Source organism: Pseudomonas sp. CMR5c (assembly GCF_003850545.1).
GTDB classification, from domain to species: Bacteria; Pseudomonadota; Gammaproteobacteria; order Pseudomonadales; family Pseudomonadaceae; genus Aquipseudomonas; species Aquipseudomonas piscis.
On the sequence record NZ_CP027705.1, the window covers coordinates 2,503,863 to 2,520,811 of the forward strand.

The 16,949-nt window shown below is 65.0% G+C and carries 20 protein-coding genes; 12 read left to right on the plus strand and 8 right to left on the minus strand.

Translation table 11 applies throughout. From position 1 onward, the window contains the following. Nucleotides 1-45: 45 nt before the first annotated feature. The 9 genes from C4K40_RS11735 (at nt 46) to C4K40_RS11770 (ending at nt 7,450) form a co-directional block, all read left to right on the plus strand. A complete protein-coding gene (locus C4K40_RS11735) occupies nt 46-828 on the plus strand; it encodes an alpha/beta fold hydrolase (RefSeq protein WP_053136353.1) in 783 nt (260 codons plus the stop codon). A gap of 144 nt (nt 829-972) precedes the next feature. Continuing rightward, entirely contained in the window at nt 973-1,824 is an 852-nt protein-coding gene (locus C4K40_RS11740; RefSeq protein ID WP_053136349.1) for a hypothetical protein, read from the plus strand. A 45-nt stretch (nt 1,825-1,869) separates the two neighbouring features. Continuing rightward, entirely contained in the window at nt 1,870-2,148 is a 279-nt protein-coding gene (locus C4K40_RS11745; protein WP_022643731.1) for a barstar family protein, read from the plus strand. A 75-nt stretch (nt 2,149-2,223) separates the two neighbouring features. Continuing rightward, the gene (gene valS / locus C4K40_RS11750; protein ID WP_256224237.1) at nt 2,224-4,122 is read left to right on the plus strand and encodes a valine--tRNA ligase; all 1,899 of its coding nucleotides are present in this window, start codon (nt 2,224-2,226) and stop codon (nt 4,120-4,122) included. 3 nt (nt 4,123-4,125) lie between these two features. Continuing rightward, nucleotides 4,126-4,779 (plus strand): class I tRNA ligase family protein, encoded by a 654-nt coding sequence (locus tag C4K40_RS31900; protein WP_256224236.1) that lies wholly within the window; start codon nt 4,126-4,128, stop codon nt 4,777-4,779. A 119-nt stretch (nt 4,780-4,898) separates the two neighbouring features. Then, nucleotides 4,899-5,738 carry an EcsC family protein gene (locus tag C4K40_RS11755; RefSeq protein WP_022643733.1) on the plus strand — a complete coding sequence of 280 codons (840 nt, stop codon included), beginning with the start codon at nt 4,899-4,901 and terminating at the stop codon, nt 5,736-5,738. 181 nt (nt 5,739-5,919) lie between these two features. After that, nucleotides 5,920-6,561, plus strand: coding sequence for a DUF4375 domain-containing protein (locus C4K40_RS11760; RefSeq protein WP_022643734.1), 642 nt, complete (start codon nt 5,920-5,922; stop codon nt 6,559-6,561). Further along, a complete protein-coding gene (locus C4K40_RS11765) occupies nt 6,558-6,968 on the plus strand; it encodes a hypothetical protein (protein ID WP_124421296.1) in 411 nt (136 codons plus the stop codon). The genes C4K40_RS11760 and C4K40_RS11765 overlap by 4 nt, the downstream gene beginning before the upstream one ends. Before the next feature lie 35 nt (nt 6,969-7,003). Next, nucleotides 7,004-7,450, plus strand: a complete 447-nt coding sequence (locus C4K40_RS11770; RefSeq protein ID WP_022643737.1) for an NUDIX hydrolase — start codon at nt 7,004-7,006, stop codon at nt 7,448-7,450. Nucleotides 7,451-7,506: 56 nt separating this feature from the next. Here C4K40_RS11770 and C4K40_RS11775 read toward each other — a convergent pair whose 3' ends face one another. The 3 genes from C4K40_RS11775 to C4K40_RS11785 all read right to left on the minus strand — a co-directional run bounded on the left by C4K40_RS11775 (nt 7,507) and on the right by C4K40_RS11785 (nt 11,538). Continuing rightward, nucleotides 7,507-9,939, minus strand: a complete 2,433-nt coding sequence (locus C4K40_RS11775) for a TonB-dependent siderophore receptor (RefSeq protein ID WP_172681674.1) — start codon at nt 9,937-9,939, stop codon at nt 7,507-7,509. A gap of 101 nt (nt 9,940-10,040) precedes the next feature. Then, the gene (locus C4K40_RS11780) at nt 10,041-11,012 is read right to left on the minus strand and encodes a FecR domain-containing protein (protein ID WP_053136337.1); all 972 of its coding nucleotides are present in this window, start codon (nt 11,010-11,012) and stop codon (nt 10,041-10,043) included. Continuing rightward, complete coding sequence (locus C4K40_RS11785) at nt 11,005-11,538, minus strand: RNA polymerase sigma factor (protein ID WP_053136334.1); 534 nt, start codon at nt 11,536-11,538, stop codon at nt 11,005-11,007. The genes C4K40_RS11780 and C4K40_RS11785 overlap by 8 nt, the downstream gene beginning before the upstream one ends. A 248-nt stretch (nt 11,539-11,786) precedes the next feature. Between C4K40_RS11785 and C4K40_RS11790 the strand changes: the two genes are divergently transcribed. Next, a complete protein-coding gene (locus C4K40_RS11790; RefSeq protein ID WP_053136331.1) occupies nt 11,787-12,410 on the plus strand; it encodes a cell wall hydrolase in 624 nt (207 codons plus the stop codon). Nucleotides 12,411-12,419: 9 nt separating this feature from the next. Here C4K40_RS11790 and C4K40_RS11795 read toward each other — a convergent pair whose 3' ends face one another. Beyond that, entirely contained in the window at nt 12,420-12,761 is a 342-nt protein-coding gene (locus C4K40_RS11795; RefSeq protein ID WP_053136328.1) for a hypothetical protein, read from the minus strand. Further along, nucleotides 12,758-13,159 (minus strand): GFA family protein, encoded by a 402-nt coding sequence (locus tag C4K40_RS11800; RefSeq protein WP_031321498.1) that lies wholly within the window; start codon nt 13,157-13,159, stop codon nt 12,758-12,760. Before C4K40_RS11800 ends, C4K40_RS11795 begins: the two co-directional genes overlap by 4 nt. A gap of 275 nt (nt 13,160-13,434) precedes the next feature. Between C4K40_RS11800 and C4K40_RS11805 the strand changes: the two genes are divergently transcribed. Further along, nucleotides 13,435-13,896 (plus strand): isoprenylcysteine carboxylmethyltransferase family protein, encoded by a 462-nt coding sequence (locus C4K40_RS11805; protein WP_053136325.1) that lies wholly within the window; start codon nt 13,435-13,437, stop codon nt 13,894-13,896. 18 nt (nt 13,897-13,914) lie between these two features. Here the strand turns inward: C4K40_RS11805 and C4K40_RS11810 are convergent, their stop codons facing one another. Then, a complete protein-coding gene (locus C4K40_RS11810; RefSeq protein WP_053136322.1) occupies nt 13,915-14,349 on the minus strand; it encodes a hypothetical protein in 435 nt (144 codons plus the stop codon). 173 nt (nt 14,350-14,522) lie between these two features. On the opposite strand from C4K40_RS11810, the gene C4K40_RS11815 reads away from it, so the two are divergent. Continuing rightward, nucleotides 14,523-15,056 (plus strand): DUF1993 family protein, encoded by a 534-nt coding sequence (locus C4K40_RS11815; protein ID WP_053136319.1) that lies wholly within the window; start codon nt 14,523-14,525, stop codon nt 15,054-15,056. Nucleotides 15,057-15,076: 20 nt separating this feature from the next. Here C4K40_RS11815 and yfcF read toward each other — a convergent pair whose 3' ends face one another. Further along, a complete protein-coding gene (yfcF, locus tag C4K40_RS11820; protein ID WP_053136316.1) occupies nt 15,077-15,709 on the minus strand; it encodes a glutathione transferase in 633 nt (210 codons plus the stop codon). A gap of 218 nt (nt 15,710-15,927) precedes the next feature. Continuing rightward, nucleotides 15,928-16,887: a DMT family transporter gene (locus C4K40_RS11825; RefSeq protein WP_053136313.1), complete on the minus strand. Its 960-nt coding sequence runs from the start codon at nt 16,885-16,887 to the stop codon at nt 15,928-15,930. Nucleotides 16,888-16,949 lie beyond the last annotated feature (62 nt).

Consider the following 16,949-nt stretch of genomic DNA (forward strand, 5'->3'; position numbering starts at 1 on the left):
CACCTCCCTTGAACGGCGCTGGGCGCCATGCACACGGAACCGGCTATGCCTCCCATCAGTACCCGGCAACACTGGATCGACACTCCCCACGGGCAACTGTTCGCCCAATGCTGGAGCCACGGCCAGGAGCAGTTGCCGCCCATTGTCCTGCTGCACGATTCCCTGGGTTGCGTGGCCTTGTGGCGGGACTTTCCCCTGTGCCTGGCCCAGGCCAGCGGGCGCCGGGTGATCGCCTATGACCGTTTGGGCTTCGGGCGCTCGGCGGCCCGCAGTGGTTTGCCCGCAGCGACCTTCATCGAGGATGAGGCCCATGGCGATTTCCAGGTCGTATGCCAGGCCTTGGGTGTCGAGCGGTTCGTGGTGTTCGGCCACAGTGTCGGCGGTGGCATGGCGGTTGGCTGCGCCGGGGCCTATCCACGACAGTGCATGGGGCTGGTCACCGAGTCGGCCCAGGCTTTTGTCGAACAGCGGACCCTGGATGGCATCCGTCAGGCCCAACGCCAGTTCGCCGAGCCGGGACAACTGCCGCGCCTGCACAAATACCACGGGGACAAGGCCGCCTGGGTCCTGCGGGCCTGGACCGACACCTGGCTGGACCCGGCCTTCGGCCAGTGGACCCTGGACGCGCAGTTGGCGCAGGTACGCTGCCCGCTGCTGGTGCTGCATGGTGATCACGACGAATACGGTTCGCTGGCGCAGCCGGAACGCATCGCCGCGCGGGCGGCGGTCGTCGCCCAGGTGCAGATGTTCGCCGAGTGCGGCCATGTTCCCCATCGCCAGTATCCGCAAGCGGTGCTGGAGCAGGTTGGCGGTTTCCTGGCGGCTTGAGGTCCGCCTGGGCGCAAGCAGGCGTCGCGATTGCCATGTGCCAGCATCTTGTGGCTGGCAAAAACCTGCTTATATGATTCCAGCCCCATACCGCAGGCCGCTTCGGCAGGCGGTCCAGCAAGGCACTACAGGGATGTTCAACGCATGAAAAGCAGGTTCGACGCTGCGCACAAGACCGGCCGCCTGGGCCGGGCACTGACGGCCCTGGCCCTGGCCACCGCAGCCCTCGCGGCGCCATTGGCCGGCTATGCCAAGGATCCCTTGATCCCGCCTGGCGCGGTGCTGGCGCTGATCAACAACGTCCAGATCGATGACCAGGCCGAAACCTTCGAACTGGAAGATGGCGTGGTGTCCAACTTCTGGTATGGCCGCGAGATCGACCTGGGCGGCAAGCACTACTACGCGACGTTCTCCTGGTTCACCCGCGATCGCGCGGCCCGCGAGGGTGAAGACTTCATCGCCCCGGACGTCAAGGTGCGGCTGGCGGACGCGACCTTCGAACTGGCTCGCCCGGGTCAGAAGCAGCCTTACGATATTCGCAGCATCGAGCGCAAGATCGGCTTCTTCGGCGCCCGCGAGCAGCCCGAAGAAGTGGACACCAGCCGCCAGGCCCTGGAGTACCGCACCAACGATGGCCGCCTGGTGCTGGCGGTGCCCACGGCCACCTTCGACAGCGGCTACGGCATCAGTGGTTATGCCGTGTTCGTGTTCAACCCGAACAAGACCCCGGAAGAGGATGGCTGGGTCTGGAGCTACCTGGGCCAGGTCTTCAGCGGCGAGGACAACTCGGCGGCCTGCGACGACGGCACGGTGATCCCCTGCATCGCCAACCAGGGCGAGCTGAATTTCGTGGCGGCCCAAGGACCCATGCCGCGCTTGCTGGTCAAGTTCAGCGGCACCACCTCTGCGGGTGACACCCAGACGCGCAAGATGAATGATGCCGATGACGTCAGCTACGTCTTCGATGGCAAGCAGGTGCAGTACGTTCGCCAGTGATCGACGCGAGCACCTGGAGTTGAGGGCCACTGGGAGGTAATCGGTTTGCAGCGGTTGGATATCGATTTGAGCGCGGTGGGCAGTTCGGCTGAATTGCATATCCTGCTGCGCGACGCCCTGGGGTTTCCCGCTTGGTACGGCTGCAACTGGGATGCGTTCTGGGACGCGATCACCGGGCTGGTGGAGATGCCACGGCAATTGTCGTTCCACGGCGGGTCGGCATTGAGCCAGCGCTTGCCCGACGATGCCCGACTGCTGGCCCAGTGCCTGGAGCGCATGCGCGCGGAGTACCCGCAGTGGGCGCCGCAGGTGAAATGGCTTTGAAAGGGCGATTTACTAATCCGTGTCCTTGCTCTATAAATCGGCCTTGCGGCGCGCACCACTGCGCGCCATCTGCCGATGACAGGAGGAAGCTATGTCACCGTTAAACGTGAAAGCCTGACGATTTGCCCCACCCCCTCGCTTGAACATCTCGAGACACGCTGGTCCCAGCGCTGGCTCGAAGAAGGCACCTACGCCTTCGATCGCAATGCCCCACGGGACGCGGTCTATTCCATCGACACACCGCCACCCACGGCCTCCGGCTCGCTGCACGTCGGCCATGTGTTCAGCTACACCCACACCGATATCATCGCCCGCTTCCAGCGCATGTGCGGCAAGACTGTGTTCTATCCCATGGGTTGGGATGACAACGGCCTGCCCACCGAACGGCGCGTAGAGAACTACTACGGCGTGCGCTGTGACCCGGATGCCACGTACCAACCGCAGTTCCAGCCGCCGACTACGGTAGCCCGGCGCCGCAGCGAGTATCTCGCGATCAGCCGGCGCAATTTCGTCGAGCTGTGCCATCGCCTGACCGCCATCGATGAGCAGGCCTTTCGCAACCTGTTCGTGCAGTTGGGGTTGTCGGTGGACTGGGGGCTGACCTACGCCACCATCGATGAGCGGGCGCAGCGGGTCAGCCAGCGCGCGCTCTTGCGCAACTACCAGCGTGGCGAGCTCTACAGCCAGCAGGCGCCATGCTTGTGGGACGTGACCTTTCAGACCGCCGTGGCCCAGGCCGAGCTTGAGGATCGCGAGCAGCCGGGAGCCTGGCACGACCTGGTGTTCCGGGGCGACGGGGGCCAGGCGCTGCGCATCGCCACCACGCGTCCGGAGTTGCTGGCGGCTTGCGTGGCGCTGGTGGCGCACCCCGACGATCCACGCTACCAGGGGCAGTTCGGGCAGCAATTGCGCTCGCCGCTGTTCGAGATGCCGGTGCCGTTGCTCGCCCACCCGCTGGCCGATCCGCAGAAGGGCACGGGGCTGGCGATGGTCTGCACCTTCGGCGACCTGACGGACGTGCTCTGGTGGCGTGAATTGCAGCTGCCGACCCGTTGCATCATCGGTCGCGACGGTCGCTTGCTGGCGCAGGCGCCTGAGTGGCTGGCCGATCCCGCCGGACGCCAGGCCTATGCCGCACTGGCCGGTTGCAGCCTGACCCAGGCGCGCCAGAAGTTGTTGCCGTTGCTGCACGAGTGCGGCGGCCTGCACGGTGAGCCACGGTCGATCCGCCATGCCGTGAAGTTCTTCGAGAAAGGTGACCAGCCTCTGGAGATCGTCGCCACCCGCCAGTGGTACTTGCGCAATGGCGGGCGCGATGCGGAGCTGCGCCAGCAACTGCTGGAGCGTGGCCGGGCCCTGGCCTGGCATCCGCCATTCATGCGCAGCCGCTACGAGCATTGGGTTGGCGGCCTCAATGGCGACTGGCTGATCAGCCGGCAACGGATCTTCGGCGTGCCGCTGCCGTTCTGGTACCCCCTGGATGCCCGGGGCGAACCGGACCATGACCGGCCGATCGCGGCCAGCGAAGACTCGCTGCCGGTGGACCCGACCCTGGACACCCCGCCGGGTTACGAGCCGGACCAGCGCGGCCAGCCCCATGGTTTCATCGGCGAGCGGGACATCATGGATACCTGGGCCACCAGCTCCCTGAGCCCGCAGATTGCCGCGGGCTGGGAGGAGGGCGATGGCCTGTTCGAGCAGGTCTTTCCCATGGACCTGCGGCCCCAGGGCCACGACATCATCCGCACCTGGCTGTTCTCGACCCTGGTTCGCAGTCACTTCGAGCAGGCCGCCGTGCCCTGGCGCCATGTGGCGTTGTCGGGCTGGATCCTCGATCCGGATCGCAAGAAGATGTCCAAGTCCCGGGGCAATGTGGTCACCCCCCTGGCGCTGCTGGAGCAATACGGCAGCGACGCGGTGCGCTACTGGGCGGCCCTGGGGCGGCCGGGCAGCGATACCGCCTTCGAAGAGTAGCAGATGAAGATCGGCCGGCGCCTGGCGCTCAAGCTGTTCAATGTCTCGAAGCTGGTGTTCGGCTTGCCCGGCGACCCCGCCGGGCCGGTATCGCAGGCGCTGGACCAGGCCATGCTGCAACGCCTGGGAAGTGTCGCCGGCCAGGCCCGGCAGGCATTGGAAGGCTACGACTACAGCGCTGCCCTGGTACGCATCGAGGGATTCTTCTGGTGGTTCTGCGATGACTACGTCGAACTGGTCAAGCGCCGCGCCTATCGGCCCGAAGGGCACTCGGCGCGCAACGCCCTGGCCCGAGCCTTGAGCAGCCTGCAGCGGCTGTTCGCGCCGTTCCTGCCTTTCGTTTGCGAAGAGGTCTGGCGTTGCTGGCAGCCGGGTTCGGTGCACCGTGCGTCCTGGCCTGAAACCTGTGCGGTCGAGGCTGATGTGGAGTCGTTGCTGGAGGCGGTCAGTGCGACGCTGGCGGCGATCCGCAAGGCCAAGTCCGATGCCCGGCAATCGATGAAGGCGCCGGTGGCGCGGGTCGAGCTGGTGGACCAGGCGCCGTCCCTGGAGCGTTTGCAGGAGGCCCGCCAGGACCTGCTGGAAGCGGGCCAGGTGGCGCACTTGCTGTTCATCGAAGGCCCCGAGCGGCAGGTACGGGTCTGGTTGCAGGATTGACCCCCCTGTACTTCCGCCCGCCCGGCGCTGTTCCTGCATCGCTGGGCGGGCGGTTTATTTTCCCGGGTCGATGCTGCCAAAATGCTCGCCCATACCAGCGCCTGCCAAGGGAAGCTTCAGTGAATATCCAAGACAACCCGCAAGACTACAGGGACCTCAAGCGCGCCGTGGGCCTCTTGGAGTCGCCATCGTTGACCGCACGCCTGTCGGGCTTGCTGGGTTCGCCCATCGAGAGTGCGGTCAAGGCCTTGCCGGCGGTGGTGTCGCAGAAGATCAACGGCGCGGTGGTGGCCGCACTGCACAGTTCCGCCGATGCGGCCTTGTGGAGCCTGGACAACCAGCCGAAGAAACAGGCCTCGCCGCGCTTGCACAAGTTGTATGCGGCCGCGTCGGGGGCCTTGGGGGGCGCCTTCGGTTTTGCTTCGCTGTTCGTCGAGCTGCCGGTGTCCACCACCATCATGATGCGCTCGGTGGCCGATGTGGCGCGCAGCGAAGGTTTCGACCTGACGGACTTCGCCACCAAGCAGGCGTGCATCGAAGTGTTCGCCATGGGCGGCAACAGTGAGGCCGACGATGCCAGCGAAACCGGTTACTACCTGACCCGCAGCTTCACCACCCAGGCCATGCAGCAACTCTCCAAGGAACTGGCCGCCATCGCCGCCAAGCAGGGCTCCAGTGCCATCAGCCGGATGTCGCCGGGGCAGGCGGGCAAGTGGCTGGCGGTGCTGATCGAAAAGGTCGCGGCGCGCTATGGCGTGACCATCTCCAGCAAGTTCGCGGCCCAGGCCGTGCCGGTGATCGGTGCCGTCACCGGCGCCACCATCAATACCCTGTTCACCGACTTCTACCAGGACATGGCCCGTGGGCATTTCATCGTCAAGCGCCTGGAGCAGCAGTACGGTTTCGAGCCGATCAAGGCGGCCTATGCCGAGCTCAAGGGCAAGCGGCTGGTGGGCTGAAGCCCAGGTGCTGCTGGTGGTGGAACCCTGGCGTGCCAGATTCGACCGATGGACATGTGCAAGCGGCGCCCGCTGTGGTGGCGCTCATTTGCAGGATGACACCGTGCGGCGGATGGGTGTAGAAGCATCCCGGGGCAACGCCCCCGGTCTTTGATCGAAACCACTGCCAGGAAGGTCTGCCTTGTCCAACGCCAATCCCATCATCCACGTCGCTTTCGAAGCGGACCGGCTCTGTCTCGGCTGGGCCGATGGCTTGCTGCTGCGCCAATCCCTCGGGCGTTATGGCCGCTTGCAGGAAGCCTCGGCGCAGCAGCGCAAGGCTTGGCGGATCGCGCCCCAGGGCAGCTCGGTGCTGTGGCCCGGACTGGGTGAGCAGGGGCTGGAGATCGAGGGCGCCGACTGGATCTGGGAGCATGTGTGCGAGCAGTCCATGGCGCGCCTGCAGGCGCTGGATTGGGACCTGGAGCGCCTGCCTGAGCGGGACCAGGCCATCGTCGCCCTGTGGCGCCTGGAAGCAGATGGCTACAACGGTGGTTTCCTGCAGTTCTTCTGCAACTGGGGCGAGCGCAGCTACCAGTTGGCCCTGGACGCACTCCAGGCATTGGGTGCGACCCGGGCCAGGGCGGTGGTGGAACGCCAGCGGCAGACGATCGGCGATCTGCAGGCCCATCCACAGTTGGAGCGCCTGTGGGATATTCCCGAGCGGCTCAGCGATGAGCAGCATGAGCTGATCGGTGGCGAACTGGACGAGCAATTGTGGACGGCGCTGGAAGAAGTGCCGGCGCTGGCGGCCAGTCATTTCTACCCGCCGGCCTGCGAATGAGTGCAGTGGTGGCCCAGGACGATGGGCTGCAATTGTCCATCGCCGCCGAGGAGGGCGGCGTCTGCCCGTTGCTTGACGTTGGCCTGCGGGGCAGCGGCTTCCAGTCCCATATTCGTATCGTCCACGAACCCCTGGAGGGCTGTGTCGGGTTGGCCGAGTTTTTTCTGCAAGCGGCGCAAGCGTTGCCTGAGGAGCCGTTGCAATGGCGCTCGGCGTGCCTTGACCTGGCCTTGCAAGTGACGGCCGGCGCCGACTGGCAGCCGTTGCGGATGCTCAAGGTCAGCCTGTGGTCGACCGCAGATGACGCCAGCGACTGGCACGTCAACGCCTCGCTGCTGCTCAGCCCGGAGCAATTGCGAAGGTTCGCCGGGGAGGTCCTGGCCGAGGTGTCGGCGCCCATGCTCTAATGCCGCGCTTTTTCCCCCGGCAAACGGATTTTCCCATGGCTGAACCGCGTATCCGCGCCCTGGCGCTTTGTGTCTTCCATCACCAGGGCAAGATCCTGGTCCATCAGTTCGACGACCCCCATCAGCAGCAGACGGTGTTCCGCCCGGTGGGTGGCGGCATCGAGTTCGGCGAGCGCAGCGACCAGGCCATCCGCCGCGAGGTGGAGGAAGAGCTCGGCCTGTCCATCAGCCAGCTGCGCCTGCTGGGTACCCTGGAGAACCTGTTTACCTACCTGGGTAAGCCCGGGCACGAAATCGTCCAGGTGTATGACGCACGCTTCGACGATGCCAGTGTCTACTCCCGTGGCCAGTTGCACGGCGAGGAAACCGACGGCATGGGCTTCACCGTCAGCTGGCACGACAGTTCGAGCTTCGGCCCGCAAGCGCCCCTGGTGCCCCAGGGGCTGGAGCAGTTGCTCAAGCAGGCCGGTCTGCTCGACTGAGTGCAGCGAGGCCGCGACAGGCCCTGCCGGATGCCATTGTCCGACAGGGCCAAGGCTTAGAAGTCCCAGCGGGTGCTGAGCATGAAGTTGCGCGGTTCACCGTAGGCGGCCGAGTTATAGAAACCGACGTTGGTGTAGTAGGACTTGTCGAAGATATTGTTGACGTTCAGGGTCGCCGACAGGCTGTCGGTGATCTGGTAGCGGGTCATCAGGTCCACCAGCCAGTAGGATGACTGGGTGATGTCCTGGTTGCGGTCCAGCGGCTTGTTGTAGATCGAGTACCAGCCTTTGCTCTGCCAGCGCAGGCCGCCGCCGACGGTCAACTTGTCCAGGTCGCCCTTGAGCTTGTAGGTGGTGTACAGGTTGACCTGGTCCTCGGGTTCGAAGGTGGAGAGTTTGTCGCCTTTGTCATCGCGTACCACTTTGTGGGTGTAGCCGGCCTGGACCTGCCAGCCTGGGCTCAACTCACCGGAAATCTCCGCCTCGTAACCCTTGGTGACCGCCTTGGACCCCTTGTAGGCATAGTTGCTCGGGGTGGGGGTCAGGTTGTTGTAGGCGTCGTCGGAGATCGGCCGGTTGTTCTCGCGTATCTCGAAGTAGGCCAGGCTGCTGTTCAACCGGCCTTCGAAGAATTCTCCCTTCAGGCCCAGCTCGTAGTTCTGGCCTTCATCCGGCTCCAAAAGCTTCTGGTCCCTGTCCTTGTTGAAGCTCTCCTGGGGCATGAAGATATCGGTGTAGCTGGCGTATGCCGAGAAGTTCTCGTTGAGGTCATAGATGATCCCGGCATAGGGGACGAAGCGCCCGCTTTCCCGGTACGACGGGGTCAGGCCGGTCTGGTGATAGTTGACCACGCGCCCACCGAGGATGACGTTCAGGTCGTCCAACAGGTTCAGGCGGGTGGTCAGGTAGGCGCCAGTCTGGCGCGTGGTGTCGTCGGTAATCTGCGCCGGAGCCTGCCAGATGGGGCGGGACAGGTGGCCCTTCCAGTTGTAGAAATCCACCTTGTTGCCCTGGGGCCAGACCGGCGCCCAGTAACCTTTGCCTTGCCAGCGTGACGTGCTGATCGAACCGCCCAGCACCAGCTCATGGTCGCGCCCGAACAGGCTGAACGGCCCGCTGGCATAGAGATCGGCGGAGGTACTCTTGGTTTCGCCGGTGTACTTCTGGCCGTTGATCTCGGCGCTGCCATCGGCCTGGGGCTGGTCGAACTGGATCGAGCCCAACTCGGCATGGTAGCTGTTGATCTTGTGGTCCAGTTGCAGCTTGGTGACCCAGCCATCGCCCAGGTCATGTTCGAGCATGGCGAAGGCGGTGCGGGTGTACTGCTCCCAAGCGCTCCAGGTCGTACCGTTGTTGTAGGAGCGCGACATCTTGTTGATGCTGCCGTTGGAATTGACCAGCGGGAAGGTGCCGGACCAACTGGAGCCCTTGGGAATGTTGTCCTGCATGTCGGCGCCCACGGTCAGCATCGTATCCGGGGACAGGTCGAACTCGAGGATGCCGTAGTAGGTTTCGGTCTTGCGCGAGTAGTGGTCCAAGAACGACTGCTTGTCCTGGTAGGCGGCAACGGCACGACCACGGACATTGCCGCTGTCGGTCAACGGGCCGCTGACATCCACTTCGCTGCGATAGTTGTCCCAGGAGCCCGCGCCCAGGGTGGCGTGCCCCTTGAATTCGGCGGTGGGTTTCTTGCGTACCAGGTTGATGGTGGCGCCGAGCGAGCCTGCGCCGGTCAGCAGGCCGGTGGCGCCCTTGAGCACTTCGACCCGGTCGTAGATCGCCATGTCGCTCAGGGTGTTGCCCGCCGAGTAGGCGACATTGCGCGAGGTGGAGGGAATGCCGTCGTACTGGAAGTTGTTGATCGAGAAACCGCGGGCGTAGTAGTTGGTCCGGTCGGTGTCGTAGGCCGATACGGTGATGCCCGGGGTGTGGCGCAGCACGTCGTCGACGTTGTTGAGGCTGAAATCTTCCATGTGCTGGCGGGTGATGACGCTCACCGATTGCGGGGTCTGGCGGGGGCTCAACACCAGCCGGGTGGCGGTGGCTAGGGTGCCAGGGGTGTAGGAGCCGGAGCCCTCGGTCACGGTGCCCAGTTGGTTGCTGATGATCTGGGTCGCTTCCAGTTCCACCGCTTTGTCGACCGCGGGCAGACGGGTCAGCAGGACGGCATTGAGGCCATTGCGCTCGAAGCCCAGGCCGGTGCCCTCCAGCACCTTGGCCAGTGCCTGTTCGGCGCTCATCCTGCCGCTGACTCCAGGGGACTGGATGCCTTGGGCCATCGGCGAGGAATAGGCAATCTGCAACCCGCTCTGGGTGCTCAGTTGGTCCAGGGCCTCGGCCAGGGGTTGCCTGGCGATGGAGAAACTATGCAGGTTCGACTCTTGCTTGCTGGGGGCGCTGGCGGGCTCGACAGCCGCTGCGTGCCCGCAGGCCAGGCAGATGGCTAGCGCCAGGATGCTGCGAGCGGGGATGTGGGATGAGAAGTGCATGGAAGTCCCGTACGAAATAGGAATGATTTGCAAAAGCAAACACCCTGACGGGTTGTCCCTGACAAAGCCGTAAAACTTTTTTCTCGCGTGCCTTGGGTATGTCAGCGGAGCACCAGGATGCCACCTGGCAGGCGGGTGAGCTCGGTCCCCGTGACCTTGCTCAAGGCCTGGACGACCGCTTGCGGATCGTCTAGCCGGTAGTTGCCGCTGACCTGCTGCTGGGCTGCGGCATCGTTGAACAACAGGATCGGTGCCCGGTAGTAGCGCCGCAGCTCGTCCAGCACCTGGGCCAGCGGCATGTCCTGGAACGACAAGCGGCCGTTGAGCCAGGCCATCTGCCGTTCACTGCCTTGCGGGTTCAAGGCCAGCAGATGCCGGTCTTCCAGCCGTTGCCAGTTGCCGGCCTGCAACAGGCTCTGTTCGCCGTCGTCGCTGGCCAGGCGCACCCGGCCTTCACGCACCGCCACCGTGACTGCCTCGTCATGACGATTGACGCTGAAGCGCGTGCCGACCACGGTGACCGTGGCGTCGCCGGCGTCGATGATCATGGGCCGGGAAGGATCGTGAAAGGCTTCGACATAGAGCTCGCCGCGCAGCAGGCGGATGCGCCTGTGCTCGCCGTCGAACGTGGTGCTGATAGCGCTATGGCTACCCAGGACGACATGGGAACCGTCGGCCAGGTCGAATGCCTGCACCTGGCCCACTCCGGCCAGGTGATCGGCTTGCAAACGCATTGGCAAGTCGCTGATCCAGCCTGCGCCGAGCATCAGCAACAAGGCTGCGGCTGCCGCCAGCCAGCGGCCAGTGGTGGGTTTGCGGCGAACCGGGAGCGGCGCGGGAGGTAGCTCCAGATCCAGCGCCAGATGTTCCAGGGCCTGCTCGAAGGCGGTGGATTCCCACAGTGCCTGCAACGCTTCATAAGCCGCAGCGTGTCGTGGGTCGGCGTTGCGCCATTGTTCGAAGCGTTGGCGCAGCAGTGGGTTGCCAGCCACCGCCTCGCGCTGGGCGAACCAGTCGCTGGCCTGTTCTCGCGCCGCGTCGCAGGGCAGGGCATTGTTCGGGTGTTCAGTCATCAAGATCGTGCCGGTCGGTGGCCTTGAGGCAGGCGTTGAGTGCATGGCGCAGGTCCTTTTCCACCGTGCTCAGGGAGACCTGCAGGCGCTGGGCGATCTCGCCTTGGGAAAGGCCGTGCAGTTTATGCAAAACCAGGATTTGTTGCTGGCGCTTAGGCAGGGTGGCCAGTACCTGCTGCAGCAATTGCAGTTGCTGCTGGCCCTGTACGTGGCTATCGGGGCCCGGCGCGGCGGTCGGAACCTGGTTGATCTGGCGATCGTCGCCCAGCTGGTATTCGAAACGGCGCTTGCTGCGCTGGTTGCGCAGATGATCGAAAGCCAGGTACTGGGCCGTCTGGTAGAGAAACGGTTGCAGATGCTCGATGGGGCGGCTGTTCATGGCCTTGGCCACCCGCAGGTAGGCTTCCTGGGCCAGATCTTCTGCCAGGCTGGAACAGCCGACCACGCGCGACAGCATGCGGATCAGCGCACCGCGCTGGTCGACGAACAGCGTGCTGAGTCGTTGTTGGTTGTCTCCGGTCACCATCGCCCACGGTCCTCGCTACGCTGGTGCGACACCAGCGTGAATGGGCGGCTATTTTAATGAGAATTCGTATCATTACCAGTGGCTGCTCCAGTCATGCTCAAGGTTTTTACCGTGCGGGTGTTCTGTGGTCGGTGCTGGGTTGGCTGCGGAATGTTTTAGCCGCTCGATGGTCGATTCTGCATGGCCCCGCCGACTTGCCAGCAGCGCGATGGGGCGGGGTGGTTAAGGTTCACCAGGACGAATCGATCATGCACCTGATTGCCAGGGTCATCTGTTTTTGCTTGCTGCCCTTGACTGTTTCAGCCTGGGCGGCCGAGCCGCAGCCGCCAGTCCGGGCTGCTGCCGAGGACAAGGCCCAGGCCCTGGAGCAGAAGGCTGCGGACAAGCAAAGCCCGAAGACCGCGCCCGAGGCCGCTCCCCTGAGCAAGAGCGAAGCCCAGGCCGTCGATCCGGCGGGCCAGGCACCACTGGACGATGCCCTGACTTGCTTGTCGCGGACCATCTATTGGGAGGCCAAGGGCGGTGAGGCCGAGGACATGGAGGCGGTGGCCGATGTGGTACTCAATCGCCTGGGCCACGAGGGGTTTCCCGGGACGGTGTGCGAGGTGGTCAAGCAGGGTTCGCAGAAGAGCCCTTGCCAGTTCTCCTGGTGGTGCGATGGCCGTCCGGACCAGGTGGAAGAAGAACAGCGCTACAGCGTTGCCAAGGAGATCGCCCGCAAAGCCTTGAACCAGCAGCTCAAGGACCGCACCGGCGGTGCGCTGTACTTTCACGATCGCAGTGCTTCGCCGGATTGGGCCCGGGCCTACATCAAGACCGTCGAGATCGGCAGCTTCCTGTTCTACCGGCCCAAGGATGTGGCCGCCCGCTAGCGCACGGCGCTAGGGCGTTGGCAGATGCTGGCGCAGCCAGCGCTTGGCCAGTGCCCTCAGGCGCTGGCCGACGGACTGCTCGAAGGCTTTCCCATGCACCAGTTCCAGCAGCCTTGTACAGAGCCCGTGGTCGAGGGGAAACCCTTGTTCCAGCCATTGGGCCGCACACCGTGGCCAGTAGGGCGAGCCGGAGCCCAGGGCGGTGAGCAGCAGTTCGCGCAGCGATAGCGGCTCGGGCAGCGGTGCATCGATCTTCAGTTCGGCGACTGCGCCGGGCAGGTCGGCCATGACCCTGGCCCAGGGACGCTCCAGCAGCGGCAGCAGCCAGACATAGCTGAATTCCCGGGTCATGGCTGCTGGGGGAATTGATCGGTGATGGTGTGCCAGTCGGCTTTCGTGGCCACGCAGTGGTGCTTCTGCCGTGGCGCGGCGAAGGCGCTGTCCAGGGTGGCGATGGCGATCGACAGCCAATCGGCGAACTGGCCCCCGGCGTTGTGCCAGAACAGCGAGGAGCCGCATTGCCCACAGAACTGGCGCAGCACCCCAGGCGAGGATTCGTAGGCCTTGAGCGCAGCGCCTGGGTCGTCGATGGCGAGGTGGGCGCGCAGGGTGCTGGCATAGGTGGCGAAGGCGGCGCCATGGCCCTTGCGGCACTTGCGGCAATGGCAGTGGGTGATGGCCTTGAGTTCACCGTGGACCTGGTAGTTCACGGCGCCACACAGGCAGCTGCCTCGATGGGGGTTCTGCATGTTCATCTCTTGCTTGAAGGGGAAGGGCCTTGGGGCGGTATTGTCATCGCAGGCAAGGCCTTGCTGGAACTCGTTGCCTGGCAATCCCCGCGCCGTGGGGAGCGACATAGTGATCCAGGCACTCCATCGCCTCAATCCCCTCGGTCCATTCTGGTATCGGTGTGCCGTGGGGGCGCTGCTCCGGCTTCAAGGCAGGTCCAGGCATTCTAACCGGGCTTACTGACGGATAACCTGTAGGCATCGACCACAGGGCCATGGGAAGAGGGAGGCAAAACATGCAGGGACTGGAACACCGCATTCCGCCACCGGCGATCGCGCTGCTGTGCGCGCTGCTCATGGGGCTTGTGGCCTGGGGGACGCCGGGCTTGGAACTGGGCCACGGTCTACGCCTGGCATTGGCCTTGCCGCTGGTGTGCGCCGGCGTAGGGGTGGCGCTCGCTGGCGTGGTGTCGTTTCGCCGGGCCAGGACCACGGTCAATCCGCTCAGGCCGGGGAACGCCTCGGCGCTGGTCACCTCGGGCATCTACCGCTACACCCGCAACCCGATGTACGCGGGCTTCGCCCTGTGCCTGCTGGCCTGGGGCCTGTACCTGGCCAACCCCCTGGCGCTGTTGGGCGTGCCAGGGTTTGTGCTGTACATGAACCGCTGGCAGGTCGGCCCCGAGGAGCGAGCCCTGGAGCGGTTGTTCGGGAGCGATTTCACGGCTTACCAGCGGCAGGTGCGCCGCTGGCTGTGAACGGGGGGCTGGGTGGGCTCAGGCGGCCTGGACCTGCAGGTGCAACTGGCCATCGGTTTCCCGGGCCAGCCCGCTGGCCAGGAACAACGGCACCAGGCGCTGGTGCAGTTGTGGTTCGACGAACTCCTTGACCGTGGCCAGTTCCAGTTCGCCAGGTACCAGCAGCTCGGCCTTGGTGTAGGACAGCCAGGCCTTCTTCAAGGCCTGCAGCACATCGCTACCGGCGGTGGAGGCAAAGCGGCGGCTGGCCACCTGGCCGGAAAACTCGAAGCTGTGGCGGTATTCGTAGCCACTCTCGTCGCCCTGGCTGGCCACGCAGCGGCCGCAGGCACAGGGGCCGTCGGCGAAGGCGGCGCGCAGGTAGGCGTTGAACTCGACGATGGGCTTGAGGGCCAGGCGCTTGTCGACTTCGAACAGGTCCCCGGTCATTGTTGCTTCACTGCTCAAGGTCATTTTCCTCATTGGCTGGCGGTGTATTTCTCAAGGGGCGCACCATAACAGCAGGATCGGCGCACGGGTACCTTTGTCACCGGTCGGCACCGTCGAGCCGGGCCTGGTCACCTGCTAGGCTGCAAGCCCTGTGATCATCGTGCGCCCAGGCGCACCCCGAGCCTGAGAGCAAGCCTATGTCGATCCATGCTGTGACCGTCACCTGTTTCGCCCAGATGCTGCATACCCTGGAGACCCTGCTGGCCAAGGGCGAGGAGCATGCCCGGGGGCTGGGTTTCGACCCGCAGAACCTGCTGGATGCGCGCCTGGCCCCGGATATGTACGATCTGGCGGCGCAGGTGCGTTTTACCTGTATCCAGGCCCGGGAAGCGGTGGAGCGCCTGAGCGGCCAATCGGTCAGCACACTGCCGACGCCGGCCAACATGGCCGAGGCCAAGGCACTGATCCGCCAGACTGTGGCGTTTCTCGCCGATGCCGATGGCCGATTGATCGATGACAGCGGTGCGCGGGCCGTGGCTATCGAACTGCCCAACGCCATCGCCTTCGACATGACCGGCGAGGAGTACGCGCGCAACTGGGCCACGCCACAGTTCTATTTCCACCTGGTCACCGCCTACAACATCCTGCGCCACAACGGTGTGCCACTGGGCAAGGCCGAGTACGCGCAACACATGTTCGCCTACCTGCGCCAGGCCCCGGTCGCCGGCTGAGCCGTGACCTTGGCCAGTGCCTACAGTGCCGGGCGCTGCAGCTGCACCCATTCCTGCACCGCCGGGCGCTGCCATTGGCGCTGGGCGTAGTCCACCAGGTTCGCCGGTACCGGGTCGCCGTTGAGCACCAGGCGGTTGAGCATCAGCGCCAGGTCGACATCGGCGATGGACCAGGTGTCGAACAGGTACTGGCGCCCGTCCTCCAGCAGCGCCTGCGCCGCATCGATCAGCTTGGCCGCCGCCACCTGGGCCTGGGTCGACAACGGCTCGCCACGCTGGCCGTAGAACGCCACCAGGGTCGAGCGCTCCTGGCGGATCGGCAGCAGGTCGCTGCGCAGCCAGGCCTGTATTTGGCGGGCCTTGGCCCGTTGGCGCGGCGCCTTGGGGTAGACCGGGACCTGGGGGAACAGCTCCTCCAGGTATTCGGTGATGGCCGAGGATTCGGACAGCGCGAACCCTTCATGGATCAGGGTCGGCACCCGTTGGGTCTGGGACAGCCGGGCATAGTCCTGGCTGCGGTTCTGCTCGGCGTCGAGGTCCAGCGGGAGCATTTCGAAATCGATGCCTTTCTCCCGCAGCGCCACGAATACGGACATGGCATAGGGGCTGGTGAACTGGGCATCGACGTACAGGCGCGGGCGGGAAGCGGTCACGGCATGATCTCCAATGGGGGAGCGAACACGCTAAGAGATCGCGGGCGAGAAATACAATGCACGATTTTCATGGGCCTATTCTTCGTGGGAATACTGCGCCGAGCGCCAGCATGCACATACGCGACCTGGCGGTACGCCCCATTGCCGGATGCCCCGTGCGCAGCCGGCCGCGTGCAGGGGATGGGTGCTCCACGCGCTGCTGGGCAGCGCTTGCCCGGCTAGATGTCCCGGCCGAGAAAGCTCTCGCGATCCACGGGTTTGTCCTTCGCCCGGGCCAGGCGCTTGAACAAGCGACCGTCGATGGCCACCAGGCCCAGGGTGATCAGGGCCATGCCCAGCAGGTGCTTGGCGTGCAGGTGTTCGCCCAGGACCAGGGCGCCCAGCACGATGGCACTGACCGGGATCAGGAACGTCACCAGCATCAGGTTGGTGGCGCCGGCGCTGGCCAGAATGCGGAAGAACAGCACATAGGCCAGGGCCGTGGACAACAGGGCGATGCCCAGCAAGGCGGCCCATACCGGCAGGCTCGGCAGGGCCAGGGTCCAGGGGCGGTCCACCAGCAGTGCCAGGGGCATCAGCAACAGGCTGGAGGCGCAGACCTGGCCGGTGGCGCTGGGCAGTGGGGCAATGCCCATGGCCTTGAAGCGCCGGCCGAAGATCCCGGCCAGGGCATAGGACAACGCTGCCCCCAGCACGGCCAGCTGAGCGCCCGACTGCTCACCGAGGCCGGCCAGGGCATCGGTGCCGATCATGATCGCCACGCCAATGAACCCCACCGTGACACCGGCCAGCTTGTTGCCGGTGAGTTTTTCGTCGGCGGTCAGCAGGTGGGCCACCAGAACCGCGAACAGGGGCGTGGTGGCATTGAGGATCGCCGCCAGGCTGCTGGCGATGTGGGTCTGGCCCCAGACGATCAGGCTGAAGGGCACCAGGTTGTTGAGCAATCCCATGCCGAGGAACGCTTGCCACGCCTGGCGGTCGGTGGGCAGTTTCAGGCCCGTGATCCGCAGCACTGCCAGCAGGGCAAGGGCCGCCAGGCACAGGCGCAGCAGGACGATGGTCAAGGGCGGCAGCTCCTTGACGGCGATACCGATGAAAAAGAACGAACCGCCCCACAGGATGGACAACACCAGCAACTGGCCCCATTGCGAGGCGCCCATGACATTCTGCTTGGTCATGCCTGTAGCTCCCGTTTGCCGATCGATGATTGAGTCTTGCTCGGATTTTTCGTCCAGTGCTT

Excerpts from the sequence above, each read along its gene's own strand:
- C4K40_RS11825 (WP_053136313.1), bottom strand. The coding sequence starts at position 16,887 with ATGACCAAGCAGAATGTCATGGGCGCCTCGCAATGGGGCCAGTTGCTG.
- C4K40_RS11800 (WP_031321498.1), bottom strand. The coding sequence starts at position 13,159 with ATGCAGAACCCCCATCGAGGCAGCTGCCTGTGTGGCGCCGTGAACTAC.
- C4K40_RS11805 (WP_053136325.1), top strand. The coding sequence starts at position 13,435 with ATGCAGGGACTGGAACACCGCATTCCGCCACCGGCGATCGCGCTGCTG.
- C4K40_RS31900 (WP_256224236.1), top strand. The coding sequence starts at position 4,126 with ATGAAGATCGGCCGGCGCCTGGCGCTCAAGCTGTTCAATGTCTCGAAG.
- C4K40_RS11740 (WP_053136349.1), top strand. The coding sequence starts at position 973 with ATGAAAAGCAGGTTCGACGCTGCGCACAAGACCGGCCGCCTGGGCCGG.
- C4K40_RS11770 (WP_022643737.1), top strand. The coding sequence starts at position 7,004 with ATGGCTGAACCGCGTATCCGCGCCCTGGCGCTTTGTGTCTTCCATCAC.
- C4K40_RS11815 (WP_053136319.1), top strand. The coding sequence starts at position 14,523 with ATGTCGATCCATGCTGTGACCGTCACCTGTTTCGCCCAGATGCTGCAT.
- C4K40_RS11735 (WP_053136353.1), top strand. The coding sequence starts at position 46 with ATGCCTCCCATCAGTACCCGGCAACACTGGATCGACACTCCCCACGGG.
- valS (WP_256224237.1), top strand. The coding sequence starts at position 2,224 with ATGACAGGAGGAAGCTATGTCACCGTTAAACGTGAAAGCCTGACGATT.
- C4K40_RS11780 (WP_053136337.1), bottom strand. The coding sequence starts at position 11,012 with ATGACTGAACACCCGAACAATGCCCTGCCCTGCGACGCGGCGCGAGAA.
- C4K40_RS11775 (WP_172681674.1), bottom strand. The coding sequence starts at position 9,939 with ATGCACTTCTCATCCCACATCCCCGCTCGCAGCATCCTGGCGCTAGCC.
- C4K40_RS11790 (WP_053136331.1), top strand. The coding sequence starts at position 11,787 with ATGCACCTGATTGCCAGGGTCATCTGTTTTTGCTTGCTGCCCTTGACT.
- C4K40_RS11795 (WP_053136328.1), bottom strand. The coding sequence starts at position 12,761 with ATGACCCGGGAATTCAGCTATGTCTGGCTGCTGCCGCTGCTGGAGCGT.
- C4K40_RS11765 (WP_124421296.1), top strand. The coding sequence starts at position 6,558 with ATGAGTGCAGTGGTGGCCCAGGACGATGGGCTGCAATTGTCCATCGCC.
- C4K40_RS11810 (WP_053136322.1), bottom strand. The coding sequence starts at position 14,349 with ATGACCTTGAGCAGTGAAGCAACAATGACCGGGGACCTGTTCGAAGTC.
- C4K40_RS11785 (WP_053136334.1), bottom strand. The coding sequence starts at position 11,538 with ATGGTGACCGGAGACAACCAACAACGACTCAGCACGCTGTTCGTCGAC.